The organism is Pseudomonas sp. 10S5 (assembly GCF_035019745.1).
In the GTDB taxonomy this organism is placed as follows: domain Bacteria; phylum Pseudomonadota; class Gammaproteobacteria; order Pseudomonadales; family Pseudomonadaceae; genus Aquipseudomonas.
Genome location: NZ_JASJVL010000015.1, coordinates 18,161 through 39,619, shown reverse-complemented (window position 1 = coordinate 39,619; position 21,459 = coordinate 18,161). Strand labels below are relative to the sequence as shown.

At 57.7% G+C, this 21,459-nt stretch carries 19 protein-coding genes; 15 read left to right on the top strand and 4 right to left on the bottom strand.

Annotation, left to right across the window (positions count from 1 at the left end):
- Nucleotides 1-4 precede the first annotated feature (4 nt).
- From ruvX to gshB, 4 genes are all read right to left on the bottom strand, one after another.
- Nucleotides 5-445, bottom strand: coding sequence for a Holliday junction resolvase RuvX (ruvX, locus tag QN378_RS16665; protein WP_299829051.1), 441 nt, complete (start codon nt 443-445; stop codon nt 5-7).
- A complete protein-coding gene (locus QN378_RS16660; RefSeq protein ID WP_322206242.1) occupies nt 445-1,014 on the bottom strand; it encodes a YqgE/AlgH family protein in 570 nt (189 codons plus the stop codon). The genes ruvX and QN378_RS16660 overlap by 1 nt, the downstream gene beginning before the upstream one ends.
- A 56-nt stretch (nt 1,015-1,070) precedes the next feature.
- Nucleotides 1,071-1,970, bottom strand: a complete 900-nt coding sequence (locus QN378_RS16655; RefSeq protein WP_323550661.1) for an energy transducer TonB — start codon at nt 1,968-1,970, stop codon at nt 1,071-1,073.
- A gap of 181 nt (nt 1,971-2,151) precedes the next feature.
- Nucleotides 2,152-3,105 carry a glutathione synthase gene (gshB, locus tag QN378_RS16650; RefSeq protein WP_322206244.1) on the bottom strand — a complete coding sequence of 318 codons (954 nt, stop codon included), beginning with the start codon at nt 3,103-3,105 and terminating at the stop codon, nt 2,152-2,154.
- 250 nt (nt 3,106-3,355) lie between these two features.
- Here gshB and pilG point away from each other — a divergent pair, with 250 nt between their 5' ends.
- The 15 genes from pilG to madL all read left to right on the top strand — a co-directional run bounded on the left by pilG (nt 3,356) and on the right by madL (nt 21,458).
- Nucleotides 3,356-3,766 carry a twitching motility response regulator PilG gene (pilG, locus tag QN378_RS16645; protein WP_322206245.1) on the top strand — a complete coding sequence of 137 codons (411 nt, stop codon included), beginning with the start codon at nt 3,356-3,358 and terminating at the stop codon, nt 3,764-3,766.
- 51 nt (nt 3,767-3,817) lie between these two features.
- A complete protein-coding gene (pilH, locus tag QN378_RS16640) occupies nt 3,818-4,183 on the top strand; it encodes a twitching motility response regulator PilH (protein WP_322206247.1) in 366 nt (121 codons plus the stop codon).
- 10 nt (nt 4,184-4,193) lie between these two features.
- Entirely contained in the window at nt 4,194-4,733 is a 540-nt protein-coding gene (locus tag QN378_RS16635) for a chemotaxis protein CheW (protein ID WP_322206248.1), read from the top strand.
- A gap of 71 nt (nt 4,734-4,804) precedes the next feature.
- The gene (locus tag QN378_RS16630) at nt 4,805-6,847 is read left to right on the top strand and encodes a methyl-accepting chemotaxis protein (protein ID WP_322206249.1); all 2,043 of its coding nucleotides are present in this window, start codon (nt 4,805-4,807) and stop codon (nt 6,845-6,847) included.
- 155 nt (nt 6,848-7,002) lie between these two features.
- A complete protein-coding gene (locus QN378_RS16625) occupies nt 7,003-13,011 on the top strand; it encodes an Hpt domain-containing protein (RefSeq protein WP_323550662.1) in 6,009 nt (2,002 codons plus the stop codon).
- Entirely contained in the window at nt 13,004-13,486 is a 483-nt protein-coding gene (locus tag QN378_RS16620; RefSeq protein ID WP_322206251.1) for a chemotaxis protein CheW, read from the top strand. Before QN378_RS16625 ends, QN378_RS16620 begins: the two co-directional genes overlap by 8 nt.
- A gap of 126 nt (nt 13,487-13,612) precedes the next feature.
- Nucleotides 13,613-14,752, top strand: coding sequence for a Fic family protein (locus tag QN378_RS16615; RefSeq protein WP_322206252.1), 1,140 nt, complete (start codon nt 13,613-13,615; stop codon nt 14,750-14,752).
- A gap of 145 nt (nt 14,753-14,897) precedes the next feature.
- Nucleotides 14,898-16,574: a malonate decarboxylase subunit alpha gene (gene mdcA / locus QN378_RS16610; RefSeq protein ID WP_323550663.1), complete on the top strand. Its 1,677-nt coding sequence runs from the start codon at nt 14,898-14,900 to the stop codon at nt 16,572-16,574.
- A complete protein-coding gene (locus QN378_RS16605) occupies nt 16,574-17,449 on the top strand; it encodes a triphosphoribosyl-dephospho-CoA synthase (RefSeq protein ID WP_323550664.1) in 876 nt (291 codons plus the stop codon). The genes mdcA and QN378_RS16605 overlap by 1 nt, the downstream gene beginning before the upstream one ends.
- A 2-nt stretch (nt 17,450-17,451) precedes the next feature.
- Nucleotides 17,452-17,751, top strand: coding sequence for a malonate decarboxylase subunit delta (locus QN378_RS16600; protein WP_322206255.1), 300 nt, complete (start codon nt 17,452-17,454; stop codon nt 17,749-17,751).
- Entirely contained in the window at nt 17,744-18,595 is an 852-nt protein-coding gene (locus QN378_RS16595; protein ID WP_323550665.1) for a biotin-independent malonate decarboxylase subunit beta, read from the top strand. Before QN378_RS16600 ends, QN378_RS16595 begins: the two co-directional genes overlap by 8 nt.
- Complete coding sequence (gene mdcE / locus QN378_RS16590) at nt 18,592-19,395, top strand: biotin-independent malonate decarboxylase subunit gamma (protein ID WP_323550666.1); 804 nt, start codon at nt 18,592-18,594, stop codon at nt 19,393-19,395. The genes QN378_RS16595 and mdcE overlap by 4 nt, the downstream gene beginning before the upstream one ends.
- Nucleotides 19,395-20,027 carry a malonate decarboxylase holo-ACP synthase gene (locus QN378_RS16585; RefSeq protein ID WP_322206258.1) on the top strand — a complete coding sequence of 211 codons (633 nt, stop codon included), beginning with the start codon at nt 19,395-19,397 and terminating at the stop codon, nt 20,025-20,027. Before mdcE ends, QN378_RS16585 begins: the two co-directional genes overlap by 1 nt.
- Nucleotides 20,024-20,959, top strand: coding sequence for a malonate decarboxylase subunit epsilon (gene mdcH, locus QN378_RS16580; RefSeq protein ID WP_322206259.1), 936 nt, complete (start codon nt 20,024-20,026; stop codon nt 20,957-20,959). Before QN378_RS16585 ends, mdcH begins: the two co-directional genes overlap by 4 nt.
- Nucleotides 20,960-21,023: 64 nt before the next feature.
- On the top strand, nt 21,024-21,458 hold the full coding sequence (gene madL, locus QN378_RS16575; protein ID WP_322206260.1) for a malonate transporter subunit MadL: 435 nt from the start codon (nt 21,024-21,026) through the stop codon (nt 21,456-21,458).
- The last annotated feature ends 1 nt before the right edge of the window (nt 21,459 follow it).

Below are 21,459 nucleotides of genomic sequence, written 5' to 3'. Positions count from 1 at the left end.
GCGATCAAGCGTCGAACAGTGCGCCGTTGGCATCCAGCCAGCCTTGTAGCAGCAGCGCCGCAGCGATGGCGTCTACCGGATTATCGCGATACGTGCCTTTTTGGCCCCCTCGAGCTTGACGCTCACCCTTAGCCTCAAAGGTGGTCAAGCGTTCATCGTGGGTAAACACCGGCAGGTTGTAGCGACCGTTGAGCCTGCGCGAAAACTTTTCGGCACGGGCACTCATGTCGCTCGGCGTGCCGTCCATGTTCAACGGCAAGCCCACTACGATTGCATCGGGCTTCCATTCGCGCACCAGCGCCTCGACTTTGTCCCAATCCGGGATGCCGTTTTGCGCCTTTAAGATGCACAGCTCACGGGCCTGACCGGTGATGGTCTGACCCACTGCCACGCCGATCTGTTTGGTGCCGTAATCGAAACCCAGCAGAAGACGTAATCCAGCCATCAGGCGTGGCCCGCCTGACTGGTCAATAAGCTCAAGTTGACGCCCAGGCGCGCCGCGGCGGCGTTTAGACGTAGCTCCATTGGCATATCGAACAGAATCGCGGGATCGAACGGACAGGTCAGCCAGGCGTTGGCCGAGAGTTCGGCGTCCAATTGCCCGGCATCCCAACCGGCATAACCAAGAGCGATGACGCTTTTTTTCGGGCCGAGGCCGTCCGCGATGGAAAACAACACATCTTGAGACGTCGACAGCGCCAGATCACCCAAGTCCAGCGTGGCTTGGAACACTTGCCCAGGGGGATGAAGCACAAAACCACGGTCGGTCTGTACCGGTCCGCCGGTCAGGATAGGTATGTACTGGCAGCGCGAAGGGGGATCAATTTCCGGGCGCAGCTGCTCAAGCACATCCGCCAGATTCAGGTTCTGCGGACGGTTGATAACAATACCCATGGCGCCTTCGGCGTTGTGTTCGACAACGTAGGTCAGGGTCTGAACGAAATTCGGATCGGCCATGTGCGGCATGGCGATCAGGAAGTGATGCTTGAGGTAGCTAGCGGAGACGTTTTTCATGAGCCCTAGTGTGGCGCTGGTCGGCAGGCCTGACAACTGGCTAAACGGCTAGGTCGTCAGTTACTGGACAGCTTGTCGTTGGTGAACTTCCAGGTCCGGATAATCTCCAGTCGGTCGATGTCTGCAAGATCGCCGGTGAACGGCGAAAATGGAGCTGCTAACCGCACGATGCGTTGCGCCGCTTGATCAAGCAACGGTTGGCCAGAAGACTCAAGTACCAGCATTTCGTAAATTGAGCCATCGCGGTTAATCGACACCATCATCCGCAGATTGCCTCGAATCTGTTGACGACGCGCCTCTTCGGGGTAGTTGAGGTTGCCAATACGCTCAATTTTCTTGCGCCAGTCTTCTTTATACCAGGCACCTTTGTCGTGCATGGTCGAGGCGGCGCTGAGGCGATGGATCTTCGGTCGTTTGGCGTACAGCTGTTGTTCGTTGGACAATTCAGCTTCCAGGCTGGAGATCTCGGTTGAGAGCTCTGCACTGTCAAAGGTTGGCGCGGCCTTGGTGACCGGTACCTCTTTGACTTCTTGATGCTTGATGACGGTCTTCTGAGCTTTCTGCGCCTTAGTGGCTACGGCGGTTTTCGGCGCTTCCTGCGGCTCGACAGGTTTAGCCGCGGCGGGCGGCGGCGTCACCTTATTGATTTTGGTGTCCTGAAACGGTGCGATTTCGGTGGTCTTGGGAATCGCTTTGTTATCCAGCGTGCCGCTGCCCTGCTGATTGTCCTGAGCAAGGTAATCCGCCTGCTTGGGCGGGGCCTTGCTGACGAACGTGGCGAGGGTGATTTCCAGTGTTCGGCTGATGTCCTGCGGTTTGACGAAGGTAAAGCCCACACCGAGGATCAACGCCACATGAATCAGCGCTGCAATTATCAAGGTAAACCCCAGCCGATCAGCCGGGCGCACGCCGCTGCGGGAGAATTCGGGGGGCATATCGTCAGCCAAAGCGTTCATCGGCAAGTCAGCATCACATTCCGCGTTTCACAGGGCGCGCATGATAGCGCACTGGCTGGTGGGTGAGCCTACAAGCTGTATTTGTGTGGGGCCGAATTCATTCGGGAGGCAGACGAAGTGGTCTGTCTGATACACCGTGTAGCGGCTTTCCCGAATGAATTCGGTCCCACAGTTGGAGGTGTTATTTCGCCTTTAACTTCCCTTCAATCGCATCCATCAACATCGAACCAATATTGGTGCCAAACGCATTGTCGATTTCGCGGATGCAGGTTGGGCTGGTGACGTTGATTTCGGTGAGGTGTTCGCCGATGACGTCGAGGCCTACGAACAACAGGCCTTTTTCGCGCAGGGTGGGGCCGACTTCGGCGGCGATCCAGCGGTCGTGCTCAGTCAGCGGGCGGGCTTCGCCTCGGCCACCGGCTGCGAGGTTGCCACGGGTTTCGCCGGCGGCCGGGATGCGAGCCAGGCAGTACGGCACGGGTTCTCCGTCGATCATCAGGATGCGTTTGTCGCCGTCTTTGATCGCAGGCAGATAACCCTGAGCCATGATTTGCTGGGTGCCGTTGTTGGTCAACGTTTCCAGAATCACCGACAGGTTCGGGTCGCCGACCCGGTGGCGGAAGATTGATGTACCGCCCATGCCGTCCAGCGGTTTCAAAATCACGTCGCCGTGCAAATCAGCGAACCCGCGCAGAATATCCGCACGGCGGCTGACCAATGTCGGCGGCGTGCACTGTGGGAACAGGGTGGCGAAGAGCTTTTCGTTGCAGTCGCGCAGACTTTGCGGACGGTTGACCACCAGCACGCCAGCACGCTCGGCTTGTTCCAGCAGGTAAGTGGCGTAGACGAATTCCATGTCGAACGGCGGATCCTTGCGCATCAGGATCACGTTCAGGTCATCCAGACCGGCGTCGATTTCGGCTTCCAGCTCGAACCAGTGTGCAGGGTCGGCAAACACTTTAAGCGGCTTCATGCGTGCGCGCGCCTGCCCGGCGTTCTGGTACAGGTCTTGCTGTTCCATATAGAACAGTGTCCAACCGCGAGCCTGGGCGGCAAGGAGCATGGCCAGCGAGCTGTCCTTTTTATAGGAAATACGCTCGATGGGGTCCATGACAATTCCGAGACGAACGCTCATGGGCAAAATCCTCTGATGGGTATGGGGCCGCTACGGCCTTAAAATAGGCGTCAGGGTGGCGCTGTGCATGCGCCGGGTCAAGGGGTGTGCTCGCGATAGCGGGCTTTATGGATTGCGTATGGAGAGTGTGCTAAAAAGGCTCGGCACTTGAGCTTGGACCCCACTTATGCGGGGTTTAGCGGCAGATATTGGCTCGCTGACGCTGGGCACATTGCAGTAAATGATTCGCCGCGGCGATGGTAGAGCGCACATGGAACAACACTCCAAAGCTTTGAAAGTGATGGTTATCGACGACTCGAAGACGATCCGCCGAACCGCCGAGACGCTGTTGAAAAACGTCGGTTGTGAAGTTATCACTGCAATTGACGGGTTTGACGCCTTAGCGAAGATCGCGGATAACCACCCCAGAATTATTTTCGTCGACATCATGATGCCGCGTCTGGATGGCTATCAGACTTGCGCTTTGATCAAGAACAACCGGGCGTTCAAGTCAACGCCGGTGATCATGCTGTCTTCTAAGGATGGCTTGTTCGACAAGGCCAAGGGCCGGATCGTCGGTTCCGACCAGTTTCTGACGAAGCCTTTTAGCAAGGAAGAACTGCTGAACGCGATCAAGGCCCACGTGCCTGAATTTGTAGCAGTAGAACAACAAGTATCTTGATGCCCTGTGACCTTGGCCGGTCACGGGCATCCATTGCATTTGGGGAACACCATGGCTCGAGTTCTGATCGTCGACGATTCGCCGACTGAAATGTACAAACTCACCGGCATGCTGGAAAAGCACGGTCACTACGTCCTGAAAGCCGAGAACGGTGCTGATGGCGTTGCTCTGGCGCGCCAGGAAAAGCCTGATGCGGTATTGATGGACATCGTGATGCCCGGCCTCAACGGTTTTCAGGCGACTCGACAGTTGACCAAGGACCCCGACACGGCCTCGATCCCGGTGATCATCATCACCACCAAAGACCAAGAGACCGACAAGGTCTGGGGCACGCGTCAAGGTGCTCGCGATTACCTGACTAAACCGGTAGACGAAGAAACCCTGATTAAAACCCTGAACTCAGTGTTGGCAGGCTGAAGGCGCCGTCATGCCTGCGTCGAAAACTGCCTTTCAGCTGCTGCTTGAAATCGATCAGCGTTGTCGCTCGCTGGCTGCGGGCTTGCCATTGCAGGAGACCCGTCAGCAAGATTGGACCGGGATCGGCTTTCGTATGGGCGAGTACTGTTATGTGGCGCCCATGGGTGAAATTGGCGAGATCCTGCATGAGCCGCGTTATGCCGTATTGCCCGGGGTGAAGCCATGGGTCAAAGGCATTGCCAATTTGCGTGGACGATTACTGCCGATCATGGATTTATGTGCTTTTTTCGGTCAAGACCTGTCGCCGCTGCGTAAACAACGGCGGGTATTAGTGATCGAGCATCAGGAAGTGTTTGCCGGTTTATTGGTAGATGAGGTGCTGGGAATGCAGCACTTCAATCAGCGCAGCCTCATGCCTGAACCGCCGATGGCGTTTGATGCTGGAGTTGCTCCGTTTATTCGAGGGCAATTCTTGCGTGAACAGGCCTGGTGGGTTTTTAGCCCGCGTGCACTGGCTCAATCGCCAGGTTTTATGGATATAGCGCTTTAAACGGGAGGGCCTCGCCAGGCTCTTAACTTCAGGGACGCACACATGCAGTTGGTCCAGGCGGGGCCTGATAAATGAGTAAGACAGGTAGGTCATTGGAAGGGATGCGCAGCCGATCGCAGATCGTTGTGCTGTTTGTCGCCCTGATCATTTTCATCATGTTGCTGTTCGCTAACTTCGCCTACCTCAGCACTCAGTCGAATTACGATAAGCAGTACATCGGCCACGCGGGTGAATTACGCGTGTTATCACAACGTATCGCCAAAAACGCAAGCGAAGCGGCGGCGGGCAAGGCCGCGGCGTTCAAGCTACTGGCCGATGCACGTAACGATTTTGATCAGCGTTGGATAGTGTTGAAAAAAGGCGATAAGGCTACCGGCCTGCCCCCGGCACCCCACGAAGTCAAAGACGAAATGCAGTCGGTGCAAAGGGATTGGGAGTCGTTACGCAAAAGCACTGATGTGATCATTTCCAGCGAACAGACAGTACTGTCCCTGCACCAAGTGGCGGCGACTCTGGCCGAAACCATTCCGCAGTTACAGGTCGAGTACGAAAAGGTTGTCGACAGCCTGCTGCAAAATCATGCGCCCGCCACTCAAGTGGTCGTCGCTCAGCGCCAATCATTGCTGGCTGAGCGAATTCTTGGCTCGGTCAATACTGTCTTGTCCGGCGATGACGCAGCGGTTCAAGCCGCCGATGCGTTCGGTCGCGATGCAAGCCTGTTTGGCCGCGTGCTGAATGGCATGCTCGAAGGCAATGCGACGATGAAAATCGCCCAGGTTCAGGACCATGACGCTCGCGCCCGTCTGAGTGAAATCGCCGAGCTGTTTCAGTTTGTGTCCGGATCTGTGGATGAAATACTCGAAACGTCACCCGAGTTGTTTCAAGTCCGAGAGTCGGCCAGCAATATTTTCACCAGCTCACAAACGCTGCTGGAAGAGGCTTCGGTACTGACCAATGGCTTTGAACACCTGGCCAGCGGACGTGCAATGCACAGCATTGTGGGCTATGTGCTGGGCTTGCTGGCGCTGATGTCGATCATTTTGATTGGCATCGTGATGGTGCGGGAAACCAACCGGCAATTACGTGAAACCGCTGAGAAGAATGAGCGTAATCAGACCGCGATCATGCGTCTGCTCGATGAAATCGAAAACCTTGCCGACGGTGACCTGCGCGTTGCGGCCTCGGTAACTGAGGATTTCACAGGTGCCATCGCCGACTCCATCAACTATTCCATCGACCAGTTGCGGGATTTGGTGGGAACCATCAATTTAACCGCTGAGCAAGTGGCGTCTGCCGTCGAGAATACCCAGACCACCGCCATGCAATTGGCCGCTGCATCCGAACATCAAGCGCTGCAAATCGCCGCTGCTTCGACCGCAATCAACAACATGGCACTGTCCATCGACGAAGTGTCAGCCAATGCATCAGAATCTTCAGCCGTGGCTGAGCGTTCGGTGACCATTGCTAATAAAGGCAACGAGGTGGTGCACAACACCATTACCGGTATGGACAATATCCGCGAGCAAATCCAGGACACCTCAAAACGGATCAAGCGCTTGGGCGAGTCCTCTCAGGAGATTGGCGATATCGTTAGCTTGATCGATGACATTGCCGATCAGACTAATATTTTGGCGTTGAACGCGGCCATTCAGGCGTCCATGGCCGGTGATGCCGGGCGCGGTTTTGCGGTGGTAGCGGATGAGGTGCAGCGGCTGGCGGAGCGTTCTTCGTCAGCCACCAAGCAAATTGAAACCTTGGTCCGGGCCATTCAGAACGACACCAACGAAGCGGTGATTTCCATGGAGCAAACCACCAGTGAAGTGGTGCGCGGCGCCCGACTGGCGCAGGATGCCGGAGTGGCCCTCGAAGAAATCGAAGGTGTATCAAAAAACCTCGCGGCGCTGATCGAAAGCATCACCAACGCGGCGCGGCAACAGGCGTCGTCGGCGGGGCAGATTTCCCAGACCATGGCGGTGATTCAACAGACCACCACGCAAACCACATCGGGCACCGCTGCCACTGCGGAGAGCATTGGCAACCTGGCGAAAATGGCCAGCGAAATGCGCCGTTCAGTATCAGGGTTTACCCTGCCGCCGTCGAACGAGGTGGGCTGAATTGAAACTGTAGCCCTAGGGGCGAATTCATTCGCCAATACGGTGCAACAAGCAGACACGATGCTGAATGTATCCACGCCTTCGCGAATGAATTCGCTCCCACGGGGATAGCGGTGAACCCAAGATGAAGCGTTTAAGCAAAGACTGGAGTTGTCATGGTTGATCGGCACGACTATGTGGCCCTGGAGTGGGTCAAAGGCGAAATTGCCGAAACGCTGAAACTGGCCCGCCAGGCTCTGGAAGCGTTTGTTGCTGAGCCTCACGAGCCAGCTATGGTTGAGTGCCTAAGCTACGTGCATCAGGTGCATGGCAGCCTGCAAATGATCGAATTCTACGGTGCAGCCCTGCTCGCCGAAGAAATCGAACAACTGGCGCTGGCGCTGCAGCAAGGTCGCGCCGCGCAACAGACTGAAGCTGTGCAGTTGCTGCTACAAGCGATGACCCAGTTACCCCTTTATCTGGACCGCATCCACTCTGCGCGGCGTGACCTGCCCTTGTTGGTATTGCCACTGCTCAACGACCTGCGCAGCGCTCGGGGCGAAAGCCTATTGTCGGAAACCAGCCTGTTCACCCCGCAGTTGCTCGCGGTCCCCGAACTTGATGCCCAGGCACTGTTCGCTCTCCATACGCCAGATCTAGCGGCGTTGCTGCGCAAATTGCGGCAAATGCTACAAACGGCGTTGGTTGGTTTGCTGCGCGAGCAGGAGGTACAAACCAACCTCGGTTATATGGCCAAAGTGTTCGCCCGCCTTGAGGCGCTGTGTGAAAACGCACCCCTCGGACCGTTGTGGCAAATCGCGTCGGCGCTGGTTGAGACAATGGCGGACGGCCAGTTCACTAACAGCCCGGCGCTGCGCGGGTTGCTTAAAGAGTCCGACAAAGAACTCAAGCGCTTGCTGGAGCAAGGCATCAGCGGGATAAATCAGCCCGCGCCCGATGAGTTGCTCAAGAGCTTACTGTTTTACATCGCTAAATCTGATAGCCATGCGCCGCAGATGCTGCTGCTCAAAGAGCAATACGGACTCGACGAGGCGCTGCCTGATGCGGCAGTGGTTGATGAGGAGCGCGCTCGGTTTGCCGGCCCTGATCGTGACGCCATGCGTTCGGTGGTGGTCGCCTTATGCGAAGAATTGGTGCGGGTCAAAGAACGTCTCGATGGCTTTGTGCGTAGTGATCGCAAGCATGTCGGTGAGCTCACCAGCTTATTGCCGCCATTGCGTCAGATCGCAGATACCCTGGCTGTGCTGGGTTTCGGCCAGCCGCGCAAGGTCATTATTGATCAATTGGCCGTAGTTCAGCGCTTGGCTCAGGGGCAAAGCGAAGCCGATGACTCGGTGCTAATGGATGTGGCCGGTGCGTTGCTGTATGTCGAAGCTACGCTGGCCGGAATGGTCGGTCCGGTGGAACAGACCAGCCCTGAAGAAAGCCATCTGCCCACGACTGACCTGACTCAAATTCATCAGTTGGTGATCAAAGAAGCGCGCATTGGTTTGCAGCAAGCCAAAGACATGATCATCGATTACATCGACGCGTCGTGGGACCGCCAACGCTTGCAACCTTTGCCGGCACTGTTGGTTCAAGTACGCGGGGCGTTGGTGATGATTCCGCTGGCGCGGGCGGCCAGCTTGATCGCTGCTTGCAACGATTACATTCAGTCTGAGTTATTGATGGACAGCGCCCCACCGACCTGGCTCCAGCTCGATGGCTTGGCGGATGCCCTGACCAGCATTGAGTACTACTTGGAGCGCTTAGGTGAGGACCACGAAGCACCTGGCGAACACGTGTTAGACATGGCGCAAGCGAGCCTGACCCAGTTAGGTTATTCGCCAATCCCCAATGCAGCAATGGACGTGCCGCTGCTTGAAGAAATAATCACTCAGGATGAGTTACTGGAAATGAATGCTCGGCAAGCGTTGGTCAGCTCCACACGCACCTTGGCTGAAGTGCTTGCCAGTCCGCTCTCGGCGGTTAACCCGCCGGCGCAGCATGTGCCCACCAGCCTGCTGCCACCCCCAGTCGATGAAGAACGGGTGGATGACGAGTTGCTCTTCGTGTTTCTCGAAGAGACCGACGAAATGTTGGCGGCGCTGCACCTACATTTACCGCAGTGGTTCAAGGACACCAGCAACACTGCCGCGCTTACCGAAGTGCGGCGAGCGTTTCACACCCTCAAAGGCAGCGGGCGCATGGTGCGCGCGCTAATCCTGGCAGAGTTGGCCTGGTCGGTGGAGAACCTGCTAAACCGGGTAGTGGAAAAAAGTGTCCAGCCGGATCGGGACGTTCTGGGGGTGCTCAGTGACGTCTTGATGTTATTGCCAGCAATTATTCGTGAGTTTGCCGACAACGTTCAGCGTCAGCGTGAAGATGTGGACCTCCTGGCAGCGCGTGCCCATGCGATGGCCAAACGGGAACGGGTACCGGAAACTCCCGTCGTTTTGCCCGACCATGAGGACGGTGCTGAAGCGCTGGACCCCCAGTTGTTGGAAATTTTCCGGCAGGAAGCACGTAGCCATCTCGACACGCTCGACTGTTTCCTTCGACGCGCTACCGATACTGAAATACCAGCCATCAGCGATGGCCTGCAACGCGCGCTACACACGTTAAAGGGCAGCGCATACATGGCCGGCGTGGTGCCTGTTGCCGAACTGGCCAGCCCGCTGGACCAGTTAGTCCGTGAGTTTAAAGCCAACATGATCCCGTTTGGGCATGCGGAAATTCAATTGCTGCGCGCTGCCGAACCGCTGTTCAACCAAGGGCTGATGCAGCTCGACAGTGAGCCGCTCGCGGTTATTGCTGGTGCCGAGCACTACATCGCGAATGTCCTTGAACTGCTGCAACAGCGCTTGAAAACTGCGCTCAGCGCACCCAACAGCGGCCTGCGATTGAAGCGAAATCCGCAGCTGATTGCGTCTTTTCTGGCTGAAGGAATGGACATTCTGCTCGACGCTGAGAGCTTATTGCAGCGCTGGCGAGAACACCCTGGCGAGCGTCAGGAGCTCAGCGCGTTACTCGATGAATTAACCACCCTTGGCCACGGAGCACACCTGGCCGATTTACCGCAGGTCGATGCGTTATGCGAAGCGTTGCTCGACCTGTACGGAGCCGTGGAAGAAAGCAGCCTAGCGGTTAGCGAGCTGTTTTTTGAAGAGGCGGCGAGTGGTCATGACGCCTTGATCGATATGCTCGACCAAGTGGCGGCAGGTCAAGAAGTCCACCCCCGTCCTGAGCACATTCAAGCGCTGCGTGACTTGCTCGATCAAGCGCTCGACCCAAGTGCTATGGGTGTGATTAAAAACCATGGCAGCAGTCTCGTGCCAAGCATTACCGAGCTGAATGCGGCCACTGAGCGGCTCACGACCCAACTGCCCAATGACAGCCTGACGAGTGAGGCTTCTGCGACCCCCGGCGGCATCGACGACGAGATTGTGGAAATCTTCCTCGAAGAAGCCGTGGATATTCTCGACAGTGCCGGAGATGCCTTGCGTCGCTGGTTGGATGATCCTGAAAACCCAATGCCGTTGTCGTCGCTACAGCGCGACTTGCACACCCTGAAGGGTGGGGCGCGCATGGCTGAAATCCGGCCGGTGGGTGATTTGGGTCATGAGCTGGAGACGCTGTATGAAGGGTTGATTGATCGCCGCTTTAGCTATTCGCCAGAAATGGCCAGCCTGCTGCAGCGCAGCCACGACCTGCTTGCCGTTTTGCTGGAGCAATTGCAGGCCAATCAGCCGCTGACATGCCCTGCCCGACTGATCGAATCCATTCGTGCGTTTCGACAGGACAACATCGTCGTGCAAAGCCTGGAGCCCGAGATCAAGTCAGCGAAATCAGCCGTGGAAACCCTTCACGAAAGCGATCCTGAATTGTTGGAGATCTTTCTCGAAGAAGGTTTCGACATCCTTGAAAGCTCTGGTAGCGCGTTAGCTCGCTGGCAAGATGATCCGACCAATACCCTTGAAGTAGAAAACCTGCTGCGGGATTTGCACACGCTCAAGGGCGGTGCGCGGATGGTCGAAATCGCTCCTATTGGCGACCTTGCCCACGAGTTGGAGTTTCTCTATGAGGGGTTGGCGGCTGGCTCCTTACACAGCCAGCCGCTGCTGATTAGTTTGCTGCAAAGTGGGCACGACTTTCTCGCCGACATGCTTGATGCAGTACGTGTGAATGAGCCATTGCCCAGCACCACCTTGTTGATCGACAGCATCCACCGGTTCAGCCCTAACGGTGAATTGAGCGAGCGCTCTGCAAGCGTTGAACCAGACGTGGCCATCGAGCCGTTATCGCACGTTGTCCCGCAGATGGACCCCGAAGCCGACCGTACGCCAACGGAAATGGTCAAGATAGCCGCTGAACAGTTGGAAAGCCTGGTCAATCTGGCAGGCGAGACATCGATTTTCCGCGGACGCATCGAGCAGCAAGTCACCGACGTCGAAGTGACTTTGGCCGAAATGGAAACAACCATCGAACGTATGCGTGATCAGCTTCGACGTCTGGACATCGAAACCCAAGGCCGAATCCTCAGCCGCGAACAGGTTCAGGCAGAGCGGTTGGGCTACGAAGAGTTCGATCCGCTGGAAATGGACCGTCATTCGCAATTGCAGCAGTTGTCGCGGGCCTTGTTCGAGTCGGCCTCCGACTTGCTGGACCTCAAAGAAACGCTCCACACCCGCAACCAGGATGCGCAACGGCTGTTGTCCCAGCAAGCTCGGGTTAATACCGAGTTGCAGGAAGGCTTGATGCGTACGCGTATGGTGCCGTTCGAACGCCTATTGCCGCGTTTGCGCCGGATCGTGCGGCAGGTTGCGGGGGAGCTGGATAAACAGGTTAATTTTGACGTCGGCAGTGCCGAAGGCGAGATGGACCGAAGCGTCCTGGAACGTATGGTCGCGCCGCTGGAGCATATGCTCCGTAACGCCATCGATCACGGTCTGGAGAGCGCTGAGGAACGTCGGGCTGCGGGCAAGCCCGAAGAAGGCAGGATCAGTTTGAGCCTGGTCCACGAAGGCGGCGATATCGTTATTGAAATGCGTGATGACGGTGCTGGCGTGGATCTTAATGCGGTGCGAAGCAAGGCTATTAAGCGCGGCTTGATCGATGCAACGGCTGAGCTGAGTGATTATGAGCTGCTGCAATTCATCCTTCAGGCAGGGTTCTCTACTGCGGAAAAAGTCACTCAGATTTCCGGTCGTGGCGTAGGCATGGACGTGGTTCACGCTGAGGTCAAACAGCTCGGCGGCTCAATGATTATTGACTCCAAACCGGGACGGGGCACGCGCTTTCAGATCCGGTTGCCCTTTACGGTGTCGGTCAACCGGGCGCTCATGGTTCAGTGTGGTGAGGAGCAGTACGCCGTACCATTGAACACCGTAGAAGGCATCGTGCGGGTCATGCCTCACGAATTGGAAGCCTGTTATCAATCAGATCCGCCACGCTATCAATTTGCCGAACGCAGTTATGAATTGCGTTACCTCGGTGAATTATTGAATAACGGCCTGCCACCAAAGTTGCTCGGGCAGACCCAACCGCTGCCAGTCCTATTGGTGCGTGCGCACGACCATTGGGTCGCGGTGCAAGTCGACGCGCTGGCGGGCTCACGGGAAATCGTGGTCAAAAGCCTGGGCGCACAGTTCGCGGGGTTGCAGGGTATTTCCGGCGCGACAATTCTAGGCGACGGCCGCGTGGTGTTCATTCTGGACTTGCTTGCCCATATTCGTGCATTAAATCTGCGGCTCTTGACCCAGCAAGCGGCGGGCCTTAGCGCACCGAAATACATCGAAGTGGAGCAGGTGCGACCGCTATTGGTCATGGTGGTTGATGATTCTGTAACGGTGCGCAAAGTGACCAGTCGCTTGCTCGAACGCAATGGTATGAACGTTCTCACCGCCAAAGACGGCATCGATGCCATGGCGCTGTTACAAGAAAATACGCCTGACGTACTGCTGCTGGACATCGAGATGCCGCGCATGGACGGCTTTGAAGTCGCCAGTCGAATTCGCGCTGATCAACGCCTCAAAAAACTGCCGATCATCATGATCACCTCACGCTCGGGGCAAAAGCATCGCGACCACGCCATGACCATCGGCGTAAACGATTATCTGAGCAAGCCATATCAGGAGTCGGTGCTGCTGGAGAGCATTGCCCAATGGAGTCAGGTTCATGTCTAGCGTCACCGTTACCTCCCGGAACTTGAGTAGCCATGTCAGCACTTTGACAGGACTGCTGCTGCCATTGAGTGACCGCTGTTTATTGCTGCCCAACATTGCCGTGGCTGAGCTGATCGATTATCAGGACAGCAAGGCCGAACCCGATGCGCCTAACTGGTATCTCGGGCCGATCAGCTGGCGCAATCGTACCTTGCCGCTGCTCAGTTTCGAAGCCGCCTGCGGCGCTCGCACCCGCGTCGGCGGCCGCGCACGCATCGTCGTCCTCAATGCGCTGGGCGGCCGCGACGAGCTGAAATTCATCGCCCTGCTGACCCAAGGCATCCCCCGCTCGTGCAAAGTCGATAGCCAACTCAGTTACGTCGACGTTCAACTGGCCGAGTTGGAACTGGCTGCGGTGCAAGTCGGCGACACCATCGCCAAAATTCCCGATTTGGTGGGGTTGGAAGAGTGGTTGGTTGAGGCTGGGTTGGTTTAGATTCCCGCCGTTCGAACAATGCTTATGTTGCCGCCATACAGCAGTGAGCCGAATAATAGCCTTATTCGGCTCACAAAATGAGCCGAATAAGGCTATTATTCGGCTCATGTACGTAAGGGGAGGCGAATGAGCGTGCTTATTGATTGGATTTGGCAACAACGGGCATGGCCACATTTCACTTGGCAGGCTGAACGTTTGGCTGCGTTGCTGCGCGCCTGCTCTCAAGCACAGGGGCAACTGTTGGGCATGATCGGCGCGGCAGGAGCAGACGCCAGCGCACAGACCGAACTGGATGCATTGCTTCAGAACATCATCACCTCGTCGGCCATCGAAGGGGAGCAACTGAATGCAGGTTCGGTGCGTTCATCCTTGGCTCGGCGTCTTGGGCTGGCGGGAGACCGGCGTGTCAGTCAGCGCAGCGAAGGCTTGGCCGAATTGATGCTTGATGCCACCCAACAACATCAGTCGTCGTTGACCCTTGAGCGACTGCTGCAGTGGCACACACTGCTGTTCCCTATGGAAGACACCTATGCGGCACACAGCATTAGTGTCGGCGCTTTGCGTGGCGACGAACCCATGCAGGTGGTGTCTGGCAGGATGGATCGGCCAACCGTGCATTTCCAGGCCCCACCGCGTGAGGGGCTGGAAACTCAGCTCGCAGATTTTCTCAACTGGTTCGAAAGCAGCAGGACCGACACGAGCATTGATCCTTTCCTGCGAGCAGGCATTGCGCACTTCTGGTTCGTAACCTTACACCCGTTCGACGACGGTAATGGTCGCCTGACCCGCGCTATTACTGACTTGGCGTTGGCTCAGGGCGACAACCAGGCCATCCGTTTTTACGCCATGTCGGCAAACATTCTTGCTGCGCGTCAAGGGTATTACCAGATTTTAGAAAACAGCCAGAAAGCTGCGCTGGATATTACTGCGTGGCTGGAGTGGTTCCTGCAAACGCTGCTGCAAACACTGGAGCAGGCGATAAAGCGCATAGACCGCGTGTTAGCCAAGGCACGTTATTGGCAGCAACACCGCGCCCATGGATTATCGGTCGAGCAGGTCAAAGTGCTTAACCGGTTGCTGGACGGCGACGTGTTGGCAGATAAAAACGGTTTTGAGGCAGGCATCAGCGCCGCTCAATACCAGGCCGTGGCCAAGGTCAGCAAGGCCACCGCCACCCGGCACCTGAGCGACCTAGTGGAAAAAGGTTGCCTGCAGAAACTGCCAGGCGGCGGACGCAGTACGCGGTATCAGATTGATTGGAGGTAACGCCGCTTACAGACTGGGTGACATTGAACTGCGGTTAAGCGCACTAATCATTACCCTAGCCGTAACGATTGCGCTTTTTGCTTGATTGATGCTCAAGGCCATTCGCTTCTAAGGTGCTCCACGACAGCGAATTCGTGGAGCCAGCATGACCATAACAACAACACTCGACCCGCGCTGGTCGCGTCGGCGCAGCGAAAAGCAGCGGCGGCTTGAGCAGGTGCGGTCTCTCGCCGATGGCGTGGTACTGCCGACTGAACACATCGTCGCGGCGCTTGAGGCGCTGATTGCTCCCGGCGACCGTGTGGTTTTAGAAGGTAACAACCAGAAGCAGGCAGATTTTCTCTCCCGCTCGCTGGCCAAAGTCGATCCCGCCAAGCTGCACGATCTGCACATGATCATGCCCAGCGTTGGCCGCTCGGAACACCTGGACCTCTTCGAACTGGGCATCGCCCGCAAGCTCGACTTTTCCTTTGCCGGCACCCAAAGCCTGCGCATCAGCCAGTTGCTGGAAGACGGCCTGCTGGAAATCGGCGCCATCCATACTTATATCGAGCTGTACGCGCGGTTGGTGGTCGACCTGATCCCGAATGTCGTGCTGTCAGCCGGTTTCATGGCCGACCGCGCTGGCAATATCTACACCGGGCCCAGCACCGAAGACACCCCCGCACTGGTGGAACCTGCCGCGTTCAGCGATGGCATCGTGATCTTCCAGGTTAATCAGATCGTCGACGATGTCAGCGATCTACCACGTGTCGACATCCCAGCCTCGTGGGTCGACTTCGTGGTATTGGCCGACCAACCGTTCTACATCGAACCGCTGTTCACCCGCGACCCGCGTCACATCAAACCCGTGCACGTGTTGATGGCGATGATGGCGATCCGTGGCATTTACGAAAAACATAACGTTCAGTCGCTCAACCACGGCATCGGTTTTAACACCGCCGCCATCGAGTTGATTCTGCCCACCTACGGCGAATCCTTGGGGCTCAAAGGCAAGATTTGCCGCAACTGGACGCTCAACCCGCACCCGACCTTGATCCCGGCAATCGAAAGCGGCTGGGTCCAAAGCATCCATTGTTTCGGCACCGAACTGGGCATGGAAAACTACATCGCCGCCCGCCCGGACGTGTTCTTCACCGGTCGGGACGGCTCGCTGCGCTCCAACCGGATGATCTGTCAGCTGGCCGGTCAGTACGCGGTGGATTTGTTTATCGGCGCGACATTGCAGGTCGATGGCGATGGCCATTCCTCAACCGTCACCCGTGGTCGTCTGGCCGGTTTCGGAGGTGCGCCGAACATGGGCCATGATCCTCACGGCCGTCGTCACGCTACCCCCGCGTGGTTAGACATGCGCCAGCAAACCGGTGATGGTCCGGCGGCTTACCTTGAGCGCGGCAAAAAGCTCGTGGTGCAAATGGTCGAGACTTTCCAGGAGGGCGGAAAACCGACCTTCGTCGAAACCCTGGATGCAGTGGACGTCGCGAAAAAAAGCGGCATGGCCCTGGCGCCGATCATGATTTACGGCGATGACGTCACCCACTTGCTCACCGAAGAAGGCATCGCTTACCTGTACAAGGCGCGCTCGCTGGAAGAGCGTCAGGCCATGATCGCGGCCGTCGCCGGTGTCACCGTTATTGGCATGCGGCACAACCCCAAAGACACGGCGCGGATGCGTCGCGAAGGCTTGATTGCCCTGCCGGAAGATTTGGGTATCCGCCGTACCGATGCCAGCCGCGAGCTGCTCGCTGCCAAAAGCGTTGCCGATCTGGTGGCGTGGTCTGGAGGCTTGTACAGCCCACCCGCCCAATTCAGGAGCTGGTGATGCGCGCACTCAAACTGAAACTCTGCCCCAGCTCGCTGGCAGACTGCCTGGCCGACCTCGCCGTGGAGGCGCTGATTGACGAAGCCGACCTGTCGCCCAAGCCAGCGCTGGTGGACCGTCGCGGTAATGGCGCGCACAGCGATTTGCACCTGGGCTTGATGCACGCGTCGGCCTTATCGTTGTGGCCGGCGTTTAAAGAGATGGCCGAAGCGGCACTGAAATTTGGCGTGGTCGGTCAGCCGTTGCGTGAAGCCATCGGCCGCATCGGTCGCGACGGCGAAGCCGCCATGCTGCGCACCACCGGCGGGGTGAATACCCATCGCGGGGCAATTTGGGCGCTAGGTTTGCTGGTGGTCGCGGTCGCGCTGGAGCCGGCGAATCAAACACCCGCCGCCATCAGTCTGCGAGCGGCGCGCCTGGCCTTGATCAACGACCGTCATTCACCGGTTCAAAACAGCCACGGCGCTGAGGTCGCTCAGCGCTACGGCGCACACGGGGCTCGGGAGCAGGCGCAGTTGGGCTTTCCGGCAGTGCTGCACTTCGGCCTGCCGCAGTTGCAACGCAGCCGTGCGGCCGGGCGAGGCGAGCAGAACGCTCGACTTGATGCGCTGCTGGCGATCATGACCACGTTGGGTGACACCTGTGTGCTGTACCGCGCAGGGGAAACCGGTCTTCGAGCTATGCAGCTCGGCGCACAGAAAGTGCTGGATGCTGGCGGCAGTGCCAGCCTCGCGGGTCGGCGTTGTCTGCATGAATTGGATCTGCAGTTGTTGAGCCTGAATGCATCGCCCGGTGGCGCTGCGGACCTGCTCGCAGCGTGCCTGTTTATCGATAGCCTTGAGCCTGGGCTCGGCGAACACTCGAGGAATGTTTGATCATGGAAACCCTTTCTTTTGAATTCCCTGCCGGGCAACCGCCGTCGGGCCGTGCACTGGTGGGCTGTGTCGGTTCGGGCGATCTGGAAGTGATGCTCGAACCCGGCGAACCGGGCAAGTTGTCGATTCAGGTGACGACGTCGGTCAATGGTGCTTCGTCGCGTTGGCAGCACCTGTTCGAGCGTATGTTCGATGGGCAAACGCCGCCGGCCATGAGCATCGATATTCATGACTTTGGCGCGACGCCCGGTGTGGTGCGCTTGCGTATGGAACAGGGTTTCGAGGAAATCGGCCATGACTGACAGCGCACGCTTGCTCAAGCAGCACAGCTTCGTCGAACTCAATGCTCGCCAGCGAGCCCGTGCCGTATTGGATGCCGGGAGTTTTCGTGAATTAATCGGCCCGTTCGACCGCATGATGTCGCCGTGGTTGGCCAAACAAGGCGTCGTGCCCCAAGCCGACGACGGGGTAGTGATTGCCAAAGGCACCATCGGTGGTTTGCCGGTGGTGGTCGCCGCGATTGAAGGTGCGTTTCAGGGCGGCAGCATGGGTGAAGTCGGCGGTGCGAAAATGGCCGGCGTCCTGGAACTGGCCGCTGAAGACAACCGCAACGGTATTCCTACCGCCGCTGTATTGCTGCTGGAAACCGGTGGCGTGCGTTTGCAGGAAGCCAATCTGGGTCTGGCGGCTATTGCGGACATTCACGCGGCGATTGTCGACCTTCGCCAATATCAACCGGTGATCGGCGTAGTGGCGGGCAGCGTTGGTTGCTTCGGCGGTATGTCCATCGCCGCAGGCTTGTGCAGCTATTTGTTGGTGACCCAAGAAGCTCGTTTGGGCTTGAACGGTCCGCAAGTTATCGAACAAGAAGCGGGCATTCAAGAATACGACTCGCGCAATCGGCCGTTCATCTGGAGCCTGACCGGTGGCGAGCAACGCTTTGCCAGCGGGTTGGTGGATGCGTTTGCCATCGACGACGTGGCGGCGATTCAACAGCAAGTGACGGCGTTGTTGAACAAGGGCTTGCCTGCGCAAAATCGCAGCAATCAGTACGAACACTATTTGCAGCGCCTTTGCGCGTTGGACACTACCTCGCAGATCGATCCGCAAACTGTGCGCACGCTTTATCGGGGAGAACCGTCATGAGTGATTTCTCAGTGCGGGGTTTGCACTGGTTTTTAGCCCTAAGCAATGGCGCCGCTGAAGTGCAGGGTTTGCCTGCGTCGCTGAAGGTTGCCGACGGCGAGTTAGGCCAACAGCCTGCGCGCTTTTTGGCCGTGGTGGCGGACCCTGAAAATCCCTTCCCTCGGGCGCGTAACGGTGAAGTCGGCTTGCTGGAAGGTTGGGGGTTGGCGAAAGCGGTGGATGAAACCATCGAGTTGGATAAGCGCAGCGAACACAAGCGCACCTTAATCGCCATTGTTGATGTGCCGAGTCAAGCGTACGGGCGCCGCGAAGAAGCATTGGGCATTCATCAAGCGCTGGCGGGCGCCGCAGACAGCTACGCCCGTGCGCGTTTGGCCGGCCATGCGGTTATTGCGCTGCTGGTGGGCAAGGCCATGTCCGGCGCGTTTCTGGCCCATGGTTATCAGGCCAATCGCCTGATAGCCCTGCGCGATCCCGGCGTCATGGTACATGCCATGGGCAAAGCGTCTGCGGCCCGAGTGACCCTGCGTACCGTCGAAGAATTGGAAAAACTCGCTGCTAGCGTGCCGCCAATGGCGTATGACATCGACAGCTACGCGACCCTCGGTTTGCTTTGGAAAACTCTCTCAGTCAGTCAGATCGAAGAGCCCACTGCGCAAGATATTGAGCAGGTTCAAGCCGGCCTGATCGCGGCGGTGAACGACGTTCGGGCAACGGGCACCGACTTGAGCAGTCGCCTTGGCGCAGAAAACCGCGCGGCATCTTCCAAAGTGCGTGAACTGCTGCGGGCGCAGTGGTAATGAGTCGCTTCGGTGCAGTGCAGGCCCATGATTTGCTCTGGGGTTTGCCCGCGCACATGCTGTCGGCCGATGCGCCACAGTGGGTTCATGACGCCATAAGCCTCGGTCAGCCGGTAGTGGTGCGTCGCGCGTTGGTTGCGGCGGATCAAGTCGCTGTGGGTGTACGCGGGCAACAGCGCCAACAACGCTACGCCACGCTGATGAACCGTGCTGACATTCAGCGTCAGGTTGCGCCGGAACAACTGATTGCTGCCAAATTTACCAACGGCGATCAGTGGCCTGCGATGAAAGGGTTAAAGCAGATCCAGCCAGTGATGGCCGACCTAGGAATGGTCTGGGGCGTCAGCGGCAGCGCTGGTTTTGAACTGGCTAGCGGTTTTACCGCGCTGCATGCTGATAGCGATCTGGATTTGATCGTGCGCACGCCCGAGCTGTTCAGTCGCGCTCATGCGGCGCAACTGCTCGCTCAACTGGAATACGCTGTTTGCCGGATTGATGTGCAACTGCAAACGCCCAACGGCGGCGTGGCGTTGCGCGAGTGGGCCGGAACTGCGCGCCAGGTGCTGCTGAAAACCGATCACGGCGCGTGCTTGATCGAGAATCCCTGGCTGTCGATCGAGCAAGTGGCATGAGCAGCTTTATGGTGTTTCCCGGCCAAGGTGCTCAATACCCACAAATGCTCCATCAATTGCCCAATGAAACACTCATTCGCGAGTGCTTACTCCAAGCGAGCGATGAGTTAGGCGAAGACGTAGTCGCCTTGGATTCTGCTGACGCATTGACCAGTACCCGCTCCGTGCAGCTGTGTTTATTGATTGCGGGTGTGGCTTGTGCTCGGTTGCTGATCGAACGTAGCGAAGCGCCCACCTATGTGGCAGGGCTGTCCATTGGTGCGTACCCCGCAGCAGTGATTGCCGGGTCGCTGGGGTTTGGCGATGCCTTACGCTTGGTCGCCTTGCGCGGTGAGCTGATGCAAAACGCATACCCCAGCGGTTTTGGCATGACCGCAATCCTGGGCCTTGATCAAACCACGGTTGAGGCCCTGATCGCCGAAGTCCACAGCGCCGAAACACCGTTGTACTTGGCCAACATCAACGCTGAAACGCAACTGGTGGTGGCGGGGAGCGATGCGGCGATGGCCCTAATCGCCGATTTGGCAAAAGCCAAGGGCGCAGCCGCTGCAAAACGTTTGGCGGTCAGCGTGCCGTCCCACTGTGCGTTGCTCGATCAACCGGCGTTGGCCTTGGCAAGCGCGTTTGCCAAGGTCTCGATGCAAGCACCTGCCGTGCGCTACCTCAGTGGCAGCACCGCGCGACTGGTCGGGACGGCCGATAAATTACGCGATGACCTGACCTACAACATGTGTCGGGTGATCGACTGGCGCAGCACGGTACACACCGCCTATGAGCGTGGCGTGCGTCTGCAAATCGAATTGCCGCCCGGCACTGTGCTGACGGGGCTGGGCCGAAAAGTGTTTGAACCAGGAGCGGCGGTCGCCTTTCAAGGGGCCCGCATGGATACGTTAAGCGCGTTACTGCAAGAGGAGGGATGCCGTAACCCATAGATCGAACAGCTGCTGCGAAGGATAAAAACAACAACTTCAGCAACGCAATATGAGGATAAAAATAATGATTATTTACGGTGTGGCCTTGCTGGCCATCTGCACCCTGGCAGGGGTCATTCTCGGCGATATGCTGGGTGTGTTGCTGGGCGTCAAATCCAATGTCGGCGGTGTCGGCATCGCCATGATCCTGTTGATCTGCGCCCGGCTGTGGATGCAGAAACGCGGCGGCGGCGGCATGACCAAAGAATGCGAGATGGGCGTGGGTTTTTGGGGCGCCATGTACATCCCCGTCGTGGTCGCTATGGCCGCTCAACAAAACGTAGTCGCTGCCTTGCACGGCGGTCCGGTTGCCATTTTGGCCGCCGTCGCCTCGGTGCTGGTATGTGGTTGCGTCATTGCCTTCATCAGCCGAATCAACAAAGGCGAACCGCTGCCGGCTGAAGAACCGTTGGAAACCTTACCGGCTTCGCCTGTTGTAACCACCGCAGGGGGACGTTGAT